The organism is Bacillus sp. 5mfcol3.1, from assembly GCF_900114335.1.
Classification (GTDB): domain Bacteria; phylum Bacillota; class Bacilli; order Bacillales; family Bacillaceae_G; genus Bacillus_A; species Bacillus_A thuringiensis_S.
Genome location: NZ_FOST01000005.1, coordinates 205,819 through 221,077, shown reverse-complemented (window position 1 = coordinate 221,077; position 15,259 = coordinate 205,819). Strand labels below are relative to the sequence as shown.

Sequence of the window (15,259 nt, the reverse complement as noted above, 5' to 3'; positions counted from 1 at the left end):
GTTCAAAATGTTATCCGGTATTAGCCCCGGTTTCCCGGAGTTATCCCAGTCTTATGGGCAGGTTACCCACGTGTTACTCACCCGTCCGCCGCTAACTTCTTGAGAGCAAGCTCTCAATCCATTCGCTCGACTTGCATGTATTAGGCACGCCGCCAGCGTTCATCCTGAGCCAGGATCAAACTCTCCAATAAAGTTAGTTTGTCTAGCATCTAAAAATAAAAATTGACGTTTCACGTTGTTTGTTTCGTTCAGTTTTCAAAGAACTAATTGGTCGCTCATTTGCGACTTCCTTATGTTAACATCTTCATTTTTCAATGTCAACTAAGTTTTTCAATTTCTTTTTTGTCGTTTTCTGCGTTTCCGCATCAGCGACGGTTATTAATATATCATGCAGTATATACAGGGTCAATACTTTTCACAAAAAAATTTCACATCCCGTTAAAAACTTAAAATTCATTATAGCACCTATTCATTCTTCATGGCTCCTCTCCTATCCATTTCATATCTTATCTCTTTATCAATTTACACGAGAGTGAAAATTCTAAATTTTATGTTATATTATTATTATAGGAGTGTGGTGAGAATGAGCATTAAGTATTCAAACAAAATCAATAAAATCCGGACCTTTGCATTAAGTTTAGTATTTATCGGCCTCTTCATTGCATACTTAGGTGTCTTTTTCCGCGAAAACATTATTATCATGACAACTTTTATGATGGTTGGCTTTTTAGCTGTTATCGCTAGCACTGTCGTTTATTTTTGGATTGGTATGTTATCTACTAAGACTATCCAAATTATTTGTCCAAGCTGTGATAAGCCAACAAAAATGCTCGGCCGTGTCGATGCATGTATGCACTGCAATCAACCTTTAACACTAGATCGAGATCTAGAAGGAAAAGAATTTGATGAAAAGTATAATAAGAAGAGTTATAAATCATAAGTATCAAGGGAAATACGAGTTTGCAACACTACAAACGTTTCAACTCATTAAAAAGTTGATTTCTTAAGAAATCAACTTTTTAATTGTTTTATTAAATTTATTACACCTATTTTTTCGAAATAACAGTAAACATCCCTGTCATGTTAGGCGAATAATCTTTAAAATCATATTTTTCGTAGAATGACGTTTTCCCTTGCGACGCAAACAAACCAATGAATGCTTTATCTGGAGCATTCTGATTTAAGTATTCTACTAAAGTATTCATTATTTTCTTTCCAATACCATTCTTTTGATACTCTGGATGAACCACTATATCTTGAATATAGAAATAGATAGCCCCATCACCAACAATTCTGCCCATGCCGATGATTTGATTATTATCCTTGACTGTTATACAGTAAATCGAATTTTGAAGTGATATTTCCACCACCTCAAAGTTCATATAATTAGTCCATCCCACAGAATCACATAAATATTTATATTCTTCCAATGTTGGAATGTCACTTTTAATCTCATATTTCTTCAAAATGTCCCCTCCAAGAATTCATTTCCACCAATACAAAGTAAATTCGACAAACTTTTATCTAACCCTTCTTACTAACTTAGCACTGTAAATCCCGATTAACCTCACGCTAATCCTTATATAATAAAGAAAGAGGCTGACGTATAGCCGTCAGCCTCTTTCTTTATTATATATTACGCCTTATGACACTCTGGACAAACGCCATAAATTTCTAAGCGATGACTATTGATAACGAAGCCTGTCGTTTTCGCAGCTTCCTCTTCCAGCTTTTCCAAGCCTCCATAAGGAAAATCAACAATCTTACCACATTTTTCGCAAATCACATGATAATGTTGACTTGTAACATAATCAAATCTACTTGAAGCGTCTCCATAAGTTAATTCCTTTACAAGTCCAACCTCTTTAAACACACGTAAGTTATTATAGACAGTTGCAACACTCATATTTGGAAACTTACCTTCTAATGCTTTATAAATATCATCCGCTGTTGGGTGCGTCATTGATTCCACAAGGTACTCTAAAATAGCATGACGCTGTGGAGTAATGCGTACACCCGTATTTTTCAGCATTTCTAGCGCTTCTTTTAATTCTTCTTTGACCACCGTCATGCACCCCGATTCTATACGGATTATTATTTTATAATTCTTATAAAGAGTGTACTCCTTTTCTTATAAATCGTCAATATTTCTACTATAAGTATGTGGTTTATTTTTATATTCAGGACTTGTTTTTATGTATCTTTCCCTTTTTCTTCATATATTACATAGAAAAAAGTGCGACATAATCGCACTTGGAATACTATCATCTGAGGAGGTATGCCCTACACTTCCACTTTATGTAAGGCAGTAAAATATGTATAGACACTTGCCTTGTTTCTGCATATTTTATCTCCAACGTAGATTTATTTTATATAAGAAAGAACATCCTCAATATGTCCTTTCACTTTCACTTTACGCCACTCTTTTACAAGTTCACCGTCTTTATTAATAAGGAATGTAGAACGCTCGATTCCCATATACTCTTTCCCAAAGTTCTTTTTTAACTTCCAAACATCGTATAACTCTGCTACTTTATGATCTTCATCTACTAAAAGTGTAAATGGTAATTCATGTTTCTCAATGAATTTCAAATGTCTATTCACTGAATCAGGACTTACTCCAAGAATAACCGTATCCTTCTCTTGAAATACTCCATACGCATCACGAAAATCACATGCTTCAGTTGTACATCCTGGCGTCATATCTTTCGGGTAAAAATAGAGAACTACATTTTTACCGCGAAAATCAGCTAGGCTAACTTCTTCTCCGTTACTTCCCTCTAATGTGAATTCTGGTGCCATTTCTCCTACTGTAATCATTGTTATCACTCCTACTCTTTTCCTTTACTATAACAAATGCTTCCTTATTTTTCATTGTCTATTACAGACCTCATCACAAAAGCAAAAGGGAGTGTATATCCAATTAGCGCTTCTGCAATTGCAATCCATCGCCCAATTCCAATCGGAGATATGTCACCATATCCAACAGACAATAAAGTAACTGCGCTAAAATATAAACAAACTTCAACGAGTTGAAAAGAATGAACGTTCAAACTTTCTCCATCCTCTTTCAAAACTGCGAAACCCATTTCCTCTAATACAACGTAACTTAATCCAAACGCGATCAGTACTGTTGTATAGATCAAAAATAATGTGGCCAAATTATACAGCGAAAAAAAACGCGTTGAATCTGAATAAGAACTCCATAATAATTGGACACTTTTCAAAATAGCGATTGCTGCAATTAATAGAATAAATCCCCATAACATGTCCTCCACCTCATTTTATATGTATGAGGTGGAGGACTGATTTATCCCTTAGAAACGAACAAGCTTCTATAATTAATTACCCGCGCCACGGTATCTTTTTACTCCTTGGTTCCAGAGGTTGATTGCAATCGTAAAACAGATAACACCAACAAGTGGCGTCGCGAATGCATAACTATTCCATTCTGTTTTTCTTAAAAAGTATGCTGCTGGATATACTCCAACAAACGCGAACGGTAAAACAAACGTTAAAATGAAACGAATTACACGATTATAAATATTAACAGGATAGCGCCCATAATTACCTATGTTATACATAAGGGGCATAATTGAACTTTTCGCATCCGACCAAAAACCAAGGCTCGCAAGCGTAACAAATATCCCTCCATATACAAGTGCTCCTCCTCCTACCATCAATATAAATAAGAAGAAATCATACCAGTAAAAAGATAATTGTAACTCCACAGCTGCATATCCCATTACAAAAATCCCTGTAATAGCTCCAATTAAAGATTCAAGTTCCATTCTTTCTAATATAATTTGAAATAGGCTATGGATCGGTCGCGTTAATACACGATCCATCTCCCCTTTAATAATGTATCGATCATTAAAATCCCATATATTAAAGAAAGCTGAAAAGATGGCAAATGGTACTAAAAAGAAACCATAAATAAAGATTACCTCTTCTCGACTCCATCCCTTCAATGCTTGTGTATGCCCAAATACAACGAGAATAAATATTAAATTAACTGCTTGAAGCGATAAATCAGAAAGTAAACCAACGATAAAATCGCCTCGATACTCCAATTTCGTTTTTATATATTGACTTGCATATTGTAAAAATAAGTTTATATATAGCATCTCATCATCCCCCTTGTACAATTAGACGTTTTCTCGCCGTTCTCCACATGAGTACAATTGGAATAATAAGTACAATCGCCCAAATCACTTGAAATACTAAAGCCTCATACAACTTACTCCCCTGTATACCTTGAGAAAAAATCATACTTGGAATATAACTAATAGCCTGAAACGGTAAAAACATCATTGCTTTTTGGGCCCATAACGGATAAAAACTAATTGGTAATAATAGACCTGAAAATAAATCAATAACAACGCGTTTTGCATACATAATCCCACTATTATTAAATAGGAAAAACGTAAGCATTCCCGTCATTAAATTAATTTGTGTATTAATAATAAAACTAAATATTAAGGATAAGAAGAAATATAACCAAGTTTGAAAATTCGTTGTAATTTGCAACGAAAATAATAACGTAACGATAACCATGCCTGGAATGGAAAAGAAGGCAAAACGGAATATCCCCTCGCCAAGACCTTGCATAACTTTCATTCCCAAATAGTTATACGGACGAATTAATTCTACAGCCACACGTCCTTCTTGAATCTCCATCGCAATTTCCCTATCTATATTATTAAAATAGAAGGCACGTGCCATCCACGCGATTGCGATATACGTGGTCATTTGCGAAATAGATAAACTTTCAATATTCTCTTTTCCGCTATAAATTGCTTGCCATAAAAAATAGTAAGCACCGATATTAATCGTATAAATTAAAATCCCACTATAGTAATTTGTACGATACGCAAGCATCATTAAAAAGCGAATTCGAATCATTTCAATATACTTACCCATGCGTAATACCTTCTTCATAAATGTTACGAATAATTTCCTCTGTAGACACTTCGTTAATTTTTAAATCTTTAATTTGAAAGGCTTGTACTACTTTAGAAATCAGCATTGAAATAATAACTTCTTCATTCGGAATTTTTGCAACCCATGCATTTTCCTCTTTTGCTTTCGACCAAACGACATGATTATCTGGCATAACCATTGATAAAGCTTGATAGGAAACTGGTGCAACAAACTGAAAGTGTATTTCCTTCTCTGCTCCCCACTGCGTACGAAGATTATTTAAAGAACCGTCATACATAATATTTCCTTCATCCAGCATGATAACACGCTCACATAAAGCTTCAATATCCGTAATATCATGAGTAGTTAATAAAATTGTTGTTTTATAACGTTCATTCATTTCTTTTAAAAATTCACGTATTTTCAATTTCACAAGTACATCTAACCCAATTGTTGGCTCATCTAAAAATAATAACGGTGGATTATGAATTAAGGCTGCTGCTAATTCACAACGCATTCTTTGACCGAGAGATAATTTTCGAACTGGTTTATCTAATAAAGGCCCTATATCTAACGTTTCAATTACGTGCTCCATATGCTCCTTATACTGAGCGTCTGATACACCATACACTTTCTTTAATAAACGAAACGATTCTTGGACTGCAATATCCCACCAAAGTTGCGAGCGCTGTCCAAAGACAACACCAATTGTTCTTACAAATTCTTCTCTTTGTTTATGTGGATTCATTCCATTTACTGTGATTTGCCCTGATGTCGGAGTCAAAATCCCCGTAAGCATTTTAATTGTTGTTGATTTACCAGCACCGTTCTCACCGATATAACCAACCATTTCACCTTGCTTTACAGTAAAAGATACATCATTTACTGCTGGTACTATTTTATAATTACGATTTAATAAATCGCGAAATGCACCCTTTAAGCCCGGACGACTTGAATAGGCTGTAAACTCTTTACGTAACCCTTGTACCTCAATTACCGATTTCATAATCGGACCCCCCTCCTAAATGTCACAACGAATAGTTTACCCAACTGCCTTCGCTATCACAAACAATACGTCTTTTCGAAAAACATGTTAGAATAATACATAGATTTTTGTAAGGAGATGAATTGTAGTGAAATTCACAAAGTCAGAAGAATTACATAAAGAAGCTTTAGAGCATATCGTTGGCGGTGTTAACAGTCCTTCTCGTTCTTTTAAAGCAGTTGGCGGCGGCGCTCCTGTTGCTATGGAACGCGGGAAAGGCGCTTATTTCTGGGATGTAGACGGAAATAAATATATCGATTATTTAGCAGCATACGGTCCTATTATTACTGGACATGCTCATCCGTATATAACAAAAGCAATTACAACAGCTGCTGAAAATGGGGTACTTTACGGAACACCAACAGCGCTAGAGGTAAAATTCGCAAAAATGTTAAAAGAAGCAATGCCTGCATTAGATAAAGTCCGTTTTGTAAACTCTGGTACAGAAGCAGTGATGACAACGATTCGTGTTGCTCGTGCTTATACAGGTCGCACAAAAATCATGAAATTTGCTGGTTGTTACCACGGCCATTCTGATTTAGTACTTGTGGCAGCTGGATCTGGTCCTTCTACTTTAGGAACTCCTGACTCAGCTGGCGTACCACAAAGTATCGCACAAGAAGTTATTACCGTTCCATTTAATAATGTAGAAACTTTAAAAGAGGCGTTAGATAAATGGGGTCATGAAGTAGCAGCTATCCTTGTAGAACCGATTGTTGGAAACTTCGGTATTGTAGAGCCTAAACCAGGATTCCTTGAAAAAGTAAATGAACTTGTTCACGAAGCTGGCGCACTAGTAATTTACGATGAAGTTATTACTGCTTTCCGCTTTATGTACGGTGGTGCTCAAGACTTACTTGGTGTGACACCTGACTTAACAGCGCTTGGTAAAGTTATTGGCGGCGGTTTACCGATCGGTGCTTACGGTGGTAAGAAAGAAATTATGGAACAAGTTGCTCCGCTTGGACCTGCATACCAAGCTGGTACAATGGCAGGAAACCCTGCTTCTATGGCATCAGGTATCGCTTGTCTAGAAGTGCTTCAACAAGAAGGACTTTATGAGAAATTAGATGAACTTGGTGCAATGCTTGAAAAAGGAATTTTAGAGCAAGCAACGAAACATAATATCGACATTACATTAAACCGTCTAAAAGGAGCTTTAACTGTATACTTCACAACAAATACAATTGAAGATTACGATGCCGCACAAGATACAGACGGTGAAATGTTCGGTAAATTCTTCAAGCTTATGCTTCAAGAAGGTGTTAACTTAGCACCTTCTAAATACGAGGCATGGTTCTTAACGACAGAACATACAAAAGAAGATATTGAATATACAATCGAAGCTGTCGGCAGAGCATTTGCTGCCCTAGCAGACAATAAATAATCCCGTCATTAAAAGGAAAAAAGAAAGCTCACCTTTCTTTTTTCCTTTTTTCTATTTCATAAATCCCGTATTAATAGTATAATTATTCATAATTATCTGTTTTATATTCTTTTACAGCATTACTATCTCTGTGTACAAGGTGATTTGCACCTTAAATAGTAAGATTATTCTAACTTTTACAAGAGGGGGGATTGACGGATGCTCAATACAAAAAATACATGGACACCGTCTTTATTTCGAGATTATAGAAATGCAGAACACGATGCGTGTGGAATCGTTTCCGTTATGGAGAAACGAAAAATTGCTACAAAAGAAAACATTGACCTTTGTATTCAATCACTCGTCAAAATGAATCATAGAGCTGGTTTCATTAATGGTGAGGGTGATGGCATCGGCATTCACATTGATGTACCAAAAGCGCTTTGGAATGAAAAACTAAAAAGTAGCGGATATAATCCAACGATTGTGGATCATCCCCACTTTATCGTTGGACATTTTTTTCTAAATAAAAAAGAAAACATTACTATCTTAAAAGATTATATTCGTACGCAATTAAACAACAAAAAATTTACAATCATTTTCGAAAGTGATGATGTAACAAACTCCGATGCACTCGGTCCACTTGGTAAACAAGAAGAACCTTTATTTTGGCAAGTTGCCCTTATCGCAGAAAACGAAATTACAAATATTGAGCAAACATTATTTTCTGTCACAATAAAAATAGAGGAAAACGAAGCAATTCATGTTGCTTCATTAAGTCGTGATCATGTTGTATATAAAGTTCTAGGTGCTGGTGATACACTTGTTGCCTACTATAATGATTTACAACATCCACTTATCGCTTCAACTATGACATTAGGACATAACCGCTACTCTACTAATACATTATCTAATTTTTTTCGTGTACAACCATTTAGCATTCTCGGACATAATGGTGAAATTAACACAATCGCAAAATTACGCGATCAAGCTGAAATGATTGATGTACCACTTACTGCTGGAGGCAGTGACTCTCAAGATTTAAACCGCACCTTAGAAACTCTACTTGTTCAATACGACTACAGTTTATTTGAAGCAATGGAAATATTGTTCCCTCCAATTATTAATGAAATTAAACTTTATGAAACACCTTTACAAGATTTATATACGTATATACGTGAAGCATGGGGACATTTTGCACAAGGACCAGCTGGCATCATTTCCCGTTTTAAAGATGAAGCTGTTTTCAGTGTTGATTCCCTTGGATTACGCCCAGTATGGAAAGTAGAGACAGAGAGCTCTTATATTTTCTCTTCTGAACCTGGAGTTGTATCACCAACTAAATATGTAGCAGAACCAAAACCACTCGCCCCTGGAGAAAAGGTTGGATTAAAATGGAATGAACAAGATGAACTTGTTCTTTATGAATATGACAAATATCAAATCCAAGTATATAACCGTTTTAAAAAGCGAATTGATACTACCAATTACCATTTAAATTTATCTATCCCTGAAACGAAAAAAATCCAAGGGCTATGTGATTCTGTTCAAGTTGAAACGAAACAATACGTCGCTTTCGGATGGGACCGAGAACATATTCAGCTCCTTGAACAGATGGCAACAAAAGGCGTTGAGCCAATACGCTCACTTGGGCATGACTCACCACTTGCCGCACTCGATACTGATAGACGAAATATCGCTGACTTTATTAAAGAAAGTGTAGCTGTTGTTACAAACCCTGCAATTGACCGTGACCGTGAAATTGAACACTTCTCTACACGTACTGTACTTGGAGAGCGTCCAAGTTTATTAAGCGGCGCAAAACGGCCATTTGTAGTTGAAATGCTTTCACCAATTATTTTAGAAGGCAGCGTGGCACAACCTATTGCAGAGGAATTACACACAATTACGTATGAACAACTCATAGAGTTATTTATGACTCATAACTCTATCGCCACAATCTCTGCTACATTCAGCTCGTCAGAAACCCTGCAATGTGCATTAAGCCGCATTAGTTCTGAAGCGATAGCTGCTGTTAACAATGGTGCTTCTCTACTAGTATTAGATGACGCAAAAGCCCATCTAAATGAACGCTTGTGGATTGATCCACATTTAGTTACTGCTAAAGTACATCAAGCATTAAGTGAAAATAAATTACGCCGCAATTGTTCTCTCGTTATACGTTCTGGTGCTCTTCGCTCCTTACATGACATTGTCACACTATATGGATTAGGAGCAGATGGTATTAATCCATATTTATTATTCGCCACTGTAAATGATGGAACAAAAACACCAATTACGAATCTGTATAATGCACTTAATAAAGGATTAGAAAAAGTCATTTCAACAATTGGAATTCATGAGTTACGTGGTTACGGACGTCTCTATTCATCTATTGGGTTACATGAAGAAATTGCAAATATATTACAAATTACAAATTTCTTCGGTTCAAATGATTTAGCTTTTTCACTTGAATCACTTACTGAAGATGCAAAAATACGAGCAGAGGATTATAACAATCCTAAAATTAGAATGCGAAAATCATTTCATATATTCCCGCGAATTTGGAAAGCAATTGGCGATGTTGCAAAAGGAAATTCTTATGATGATTACCGTGACAAGTTAAGTGAACTAGAAGAGAATAATCCAATCGCAATCAGACACCTTGTTCAAACGAAACAAACAAAACATGTCGTTCCAACTGAAGAAGTATCTATCGGCATTCAAAATCATAATTTACCATTTATTATTAGTTCTATGTCATTTGGTTCTCAAAACGAAATCGCCTTTCGCGCATATGCAGAAGCGGCCGATCAGCTAAATATGATTAGCTTGAACGGTGAAGGCGGCGAAATTAAAGATATGATTGGGAAATACCCACATACACGTGGACAACAAGTGGCATCTGGACGATTTGGAGTAAATGCCGAACTACTAAACTCATCAAACTTAATTGAAATCAAGATCGGTCAAGGCGCAAAGCCTGGAGAGGGTGGACATTTACCTGGTTCAAAAGTGACAGCCAAAATAGCTGAAGCACGTAATGCGACAATCGGCTCAGATTTAATTTCACCTTCTAATAACCATGATATTTATTCAATTGAAGATTTAGCTCAAATGATTACAGAAATTAAAACAGCTAATCAACTTGCCAAAGTAGCCGTGAAAGTCCCTGTCGTTCCTAATATCGGAACAATTGCTGTCGGTATCGCCAAAGCTGGCGCTGATTTTATTAACATTAGCGGATTCGATGGCGGAACAGGTGCTGCACGTATTCACGCATTGCAGCATGTAGGTCTCCCTGTAGAAATTGGTGTTAAAGCCGCTCACAACGCTTTATTAGAAGCAAGCATGAGACATAAAGTAGAGATTTGGGCAGATGGTGGTATTCGAAGTGTAAATGATGCCTTGAAAATCATGCTCCTCGGAGCAAACCGTATTGGATTTGGCACACTATCAATGATTGCAATCGGCTGTACTACTTGCCGTGGGTGCCATCTAGATACTTGCCATGTTGGAATTGCGACACAAATCGAGTCTGAAGCACAAGCAAAAGAACACGGATTACGCCGCTTCGTCCCGCGCGAATTAGAAAGCGCAGTTGCCGGCCTGTTAAATTTATTCACCTCTTTCGGTGTAGAACTACAACGATTAACAGGACAGCTTGGGTATACAAATTTACAAACAATTGTTGGGCGTTCTGATTTATTAGAGCAAGTTCGAGGCGAAAATTTATTAAACTTACGTAATTTACTACAAATAATAGAACATCCATCTGTTACAACAACAGAAGACGTGCCGGAAAAACAATTTAAAACCGTTCATTCCGCTGACTCAAAAGAATTAGTAGGCGTTGGTGTAGAGCAACGCGTTATGGGTGGTCTAGAATCATGTTATCGCGTTCGCAGTAAACTATATGAAGCTACTCAACTTGAACCACTTACATTAAAGTATACGAATGGTTCTATTCCCGGAAATGGGTTAGGTGCTTACAATAGTGAAAATTTATTTATACACGTAAATGGCGGCGCACAAGATGGCATTGGTAAAACTTCCTTTGGTGGTGGTATTTATATAACGAAATCAAAAGGAGAAGATGGAGTATATTATAACGGTTCTGTCGGAAAAGGATTTGGATATGGTGCACAAAAAGGGGCACTATACGTGCAAGGGAACGCTGATGCTCGCGCTGGCATTCGCCTTTCTGGGGCAGACATGATAATTGGCGGTAGAATAACAAAACCACTCCGTGAAAAAGAGCACGGGAATATAGGGGCATACTCCAATATTAAAGGGTTTGCTTTTGAATATATGACAAATGGGCGAGCGCTTGTTTTAGGTGACCCTGGTCCATGGATTTGCGCCGGCATGACTGGCGGTGTTGTTTATTTACGTCATGATTCAAACTTAGGCTTAACAGAACAAGCCTTAAAAAGAAGAATCGCAAAAGGGGCAAATGTTACATTACAACCAATTAGTAAAAACGGTTTGAAAGATGTAACTGAATTATTGTTAGACTATATTCGTGTACTAAACGAGCATGAGCAATATGAGGAAGTTGCTTTGTTAACCCCGTTATTAGATGATATACAGAACCAGTTTTTTGAAATTATCCCGAAAAAAGAACAGGCAGATCCATCTATCTCAACAGAGTAACATGAGTAATTTTCATTATTAAGAAAAAATTGACGAAGTACACTTCTCATAGTAATCTATAGTAACAATTTGAGACCTGCTGAAATTCAGCAGGTCTTTTTACTAAAAACTGATGTTTAAAAGAAATTAGGAAAAATTATAAAGTGAAACTTTAATTAGCCTACAGCAATTGAGCGTTTACCGGCATCCAGCTACTGAATTTAGAGGCGGGAATCTTACTGTTCACAATTAGCGCGATAAAATGAATACTAATTTCTTTTAACGTCACTAAAATATCACTTGCTAACATATTGTAATGAATGTATAGTATCATGTTGTACATTCATTATGACAAGAGAAAGGATCTTATTAAGGGTATGAAACTTGGTGCTCGCATTTTAAAAACGGGTATTGCCATCACGTTAGCTTTATTTGCTTGTATTTTACTTCAATTACCGAGTCCGGTATTTGCGGGAATTTCAGCTATCTTTGCTGTTCAACCATCTGTATACCGTTCTTATTTAACCGCACTTGAACAAATTCAAGCAAATGTAATCGGTGCGATATTTGCTATCGCATTTGCTACTGCTTTTGGACATAATCCTTTTATTATTGGATTAACATGTATATTAGTAATTGCTCTTACACTGCAATTACGATTAGAAAACACAATATCAATTGCTTTAGTAACAGTTATCGCCATTATGGAGTATCAAGGCGAAGATTTCTTTAGTTTTGCCTTACTTCGCTTTGCGACGATTATGATTGGTATTATTGCGGCTTCACTTGTAAATTTAGTATTTATGCCGCCGAAATATGAAACAAAACTTTATCATCGTATCGTTGATAATACAGAAGAAATTGTAAAATGGATTCGAATGAATAGCAGGCAAGCTTCTGATTTTACAACGCTAAAAACTGATATTGATCGTATGAAAGAAAAAATGATCAAATTAAACCATTACTATTTGCTGTATAAAGAAGAAAGAAGCTACACGAAAAAAGTAAAGTTCGCAAAAATTCGTAAGCTCGTTTTATTCAGACAAATGTTAGCGACAACAAGCCGTGCTTTAAGTACGTTAAAATCATTACACCGTACTGAAAACGAACTGCGTTACATGCCGGAAGAGTTTCAGGAATCTATCCAAAACGAACTTGACTCATTAACGCATTATCATGAACAAGTTTTATTAAAATTTATTGGTAAAGCAAAAAAACAACAATCTGTTGAGATGCTTGATGAAGTTGAAACAGGTAAACAAGAATTAATTGATATCTTTATGGAATATCAAAATAAGGACGATGAAGAAGCATATAAAACATGGCTACATCTCTTCCCTCTTATTTCTTCCATTATTAACTATAGTGAAGAAGTAGAGCATTTAGATTTACTTGTAGATAGCTTCTACACATACCATAAACCAGAAAAAGAACTCCAAATCGATGATAAAAAAGAAGACGAATAAAAAAACAGCTCCTTTTATGCTAAAGGAGCTGTTTCTGTTATATGTTGAAGTTGATATAAATTGTAATAAAATCCTTTTTTTCGCATTAACTCTTCATGAGAACCAGTCTCTTTAATCTCACCGTCTTCAATGTAAATAATCGTATCAACATGCGTAATCGTCGCTAATCGATGTGCGATTATAATCGTCGTCCTGTCAGCAGCTAACGTCTGAAGCGCCTCTTGAATATACCTTTCATTTTCTAAATCCAATGCCGAAGTTGCTTCATCCAATATAAGTACCGACGGATTCTTTAGAAACACTCGTGCAATTGCCACACGTTGTCTTTGCCCGCCCGATAGCTTTACACCACGTTCTCCAACGACAGTATTATAACCATCTGGTAAGTCTATAATAAAATCATGAATTTGCGCAGCTTTGGCAGCTGCAATCACTTCTTGCTCTGTAGCTTTCGGATTTCCATATAATATATTTGCTCCAATTGTATCGCTAAACAATAAATTATCTTGCAGTACAATTCCAATATTACTACGTAAATTTCTCATATTATACTTTCTTACATCTATCCCATCTACATAAACCGCTCCCTCAGAAACATCATAGAAACGCGGGATCAAACTAGCAAGAGATGACTTTCCTCCCCCACTCGCTCCTACAAGCGCTACTTTCTCTCCAGGCTGCATAGTTAATGACAAGTTGTGTAATATCTCTTTTTCATCTGCATTATAACGAAAAGAAACATTATCAAATACAATTTCTCCATTTAATTTTTTCGTTTGTACCGCATTTGGCACATTAACAATATCGTATTTTTCATCTAACAGTTCAAACACACGGTCCATCGATGCAAAAGATTGTGTTAATGTTGTAGATGAATTAACAAGGCGGCGAAGCGGACTATATAAACTATCCATATATCCAACAAAAGCTACCATCGTCCCTAGCGTTAACTGCCCTTGAATTACTTCATATGCTGCAAAACCAATCACAAGTAATGGACCTAAATCTGTTAACGTATTTACTGCCGAGAATGTTCTCGCCGTCCAACTTGTATGGGTTAATGCTTTCGTTAAAAATTCATTATTTCTTTTTTCAAACTGCTTCCCCTCATACTCTTCTAACGCAAAGCTACGTGTCACTTGCATTCCTTGAATACGTTCATGCAAATATCCTTGCATCGTCGCTAACGCTTGTGAACGCTCTTTCGTCAATTTCCGAAGACGTCCGAAAAAATATTTCACTGCAATTACATAAATAGGTAAAATCAATAACGCAACAAATGTTAATTTTATATTCATAGAAAACATAACAATGATGGCAATAGCAATTGTTGCAGTATCTAACCAGACGTTCATCAAACCAGTAATTACAAAATCCTTCGTTTGTTCTACATCATGGATGACACGCGAAATAATCTCTCCTGTTTTTGTATTGGAGTAATAACGTAAACTTAATTTTTGTAAGTGACCAAAAATATACTTCCGCAAATCATACAGTATTGTATTTGCGATACGCTGCGCGAAATATTGACGATAATATTCAATCGGTGGTCTTAATACCGCAAAAATAAAAAAAGCAATTCCAATCGCTGTTATTAATTGAGATGTTTTATCTTGAAGTGAACCTCCGCCTTGAATTACATCATCGATAATATACTTTAATAACCACGGCATAATAAGTGGGATACCAAACTTAACTAGTCCAATAATAATTGTAATAGCGATAAGCCATCGATATGGTTTAACAAATTGTAAATATCTTTTTATGCCCTGCACATAATCCCCCCTCTAATAGGACAAACCTGCCGGGAAGCCCCCTGCAGGT

12 protein-coding genes and 1 rRNA gene are annotated in these 15,259 nt (G+C 36.2%); 4 read left to right on the top strand and 9 right to left on the bottom strand.

Features of this window, described 5'->3' with window-relative positions; translation table 11 throughout:
- Window positions 1–191 (bottom strand): 16S ribosomal RNA (locus tag BM089_RS23780); the annotation flags it as partial.
- Window positions 192–583: 392 nt separating this feature from the next.
- On the opposite strand from BM089_RS23780, the gene BM089_RS23770 reads away from it, so the two are divergent.
- Complete coding sequence (locus tag BM089_RS23770) at window positions 584–940, top strand: YgzB family protein (protein WP_000025058.1); 357 nt, start codon at window positions 584–586, stop codon at window positions 938–940.
- A gap of 106 nt (window positions 941–1,046) precedes the next feature.
- Here BM089_RS23770 and BM089_RS23765 read toward each other — a convergent pair whose 3' ends face one another.
- The 7 genes from BM089_RS23765 to BM089_RS23735 form a co-directional block, all read right to left on the bottom strand.
- Window positions 1,047–1,466, bottom strand: coding sequence for a GNAT family N-acetyltransferase (locus BM089_RS23765; RefSeq protein ID WP_000759744.1), 420 nt, complete (start codon window positions 1,464–1,466; stop codon window positions 1,047–1,049).
- Window positions 1,467–1,636: 170 nt separating this feature from the next.
- Window positions 1,637–2,065, bottom strand: a complete 429-nt coding sequence (gene perR / locus BM089_RS23760) for a peroxide-responsive transcriptional repressor PerR (protein ID WP_000237829.1) — start codon at window positions 2,063–2,065, stop codon at window positions 1,637–1,639.
- A 299-nt stretch (window positions 2,066–2,364) separates the two neighbouring features.
- Window positions 2,365–2,820 (bottom strand): thioredoxin-dependent thiol peroxidase, encoded by a 456-nt coding sequence (gene bcp, locus BM089_RS23755; RefSeq protein WP_090978272.1) that lies wholly within the window; start codon window positions 2,818–2,820, stop codon window positions 2,365–2,367.
- 44 nt (window positions 2,821–2,864) lie between these two features.
- Window positions 2,865–3,269, bottom strand: a complete 405-nt coding sequence (locus BM089_RS23750) for a potassium channel family protein (protein WP_000964345.1) — start codon at window positions 3,267–3,269, stop codon at window positions 2,865–2,867.
- 72 nt (window positions 3,270–3,341) lie between these two features.
- Window positions 3,342–4,127: an ABC transporter permease gene (locus BM089_RS23745; RefSeq protein ID WP_090978270.1), complete on the bottom strand. Its 786-nt coding sequence runs from the start codon at window positions 4,125–4,127 to the stop codon at window positions 3,342–3,344.
- 4 nt (window positions 4,128–4,131) lie between these two features.
- Window positions 4,132–4,923, bottom strand: a complete 792-nt coding sequence (locus tag BM089_RS23740) for an ABC transporter permease (RefSeq protein ID WP_090978268.1) — start codon at window positions 4,921–4,923, stop codon at window positions 4,132–4,134.
- Window positions 4,916–5,929, bottom strand: a complete 1,014-nt coding sequence (locus BM089_RS23735) for an ABC transporter ATP-binding protein (RefSeq protein ID WP_000843655.1) — start codon at window positions 5,927–5,929, stop codon at window positions 4,916–4,918. Before BM089_RS23735 ends, BM089_RS23740 begins: the two co-directional genes overlap by 8 nt.
- Before the next feature lie 127 nt (window positions 5,930–6,056).
- Between BM089_RS23735 and hemL the strand changes: the two genes are divergently transcribed.
- The 3 genes from hemL to BM089_RS23720 all read left to right on the top strand — a co-directional run bounded on the left by hemL (window position 6,057) and on the right by BM089_RS23720 (window position 13,435).
- Window positions 6,057–7,355, top strand: a complete 1,299-nt coding sequence (gene hemL, locus BM089_RS23730; protein WP_139213324.1) for a glutamate-1-semialdehyde-2,1-aminomutase — start codon at window positions 6,057–6,059, stop codon at window positions 7,353–7,355.
- A gap of 198 nt (window positions 7,356–7,553) precedes the next feature.
- A complete protein-coding gene (locus BM089_RS23725; RefSeq protein ID WP_090978264.1) occupies window positions 7,554–11,990 on the top strand; it encodes a glutamate synthase-related protein in 4,437 nt (1,478 codons plus the stop codon).
- A gap of 356 nt (window positions 11,991–12,346) precedes the next feature.
- Window positions 12,347–13,435 (top strand): aromatic acid exporter family protein, encoded by a 1,089-nt coding sequence (locus BM089_RS23720; RefSeq protein WP_000765787.1) that lies wholly within the window; start codon window positions 12,347–12,349, stop codon window positions 13,433–13,435.
- A gap of 14 nt (window positions 13,436–13,449) precedes the next feature.
- Here the strand turns inward: BM089_RS23720 and BM089_RS23715 are convergent, their stop codons facing one another.
- On the bottom strand, window positions 13,450–15,210 hold the full coding sequence (locus BM089_RS23715; protein ID WP_001161604.1) for an ABC transporter ATP-binding protein: 1,761 nt from the start codon (window positions 15,208–15,210) through the stop codon (window positions 13,450–13,452).
- Between the last annotated feature and the right edge of the window lie 49 nt (window positions 15,211–15,259).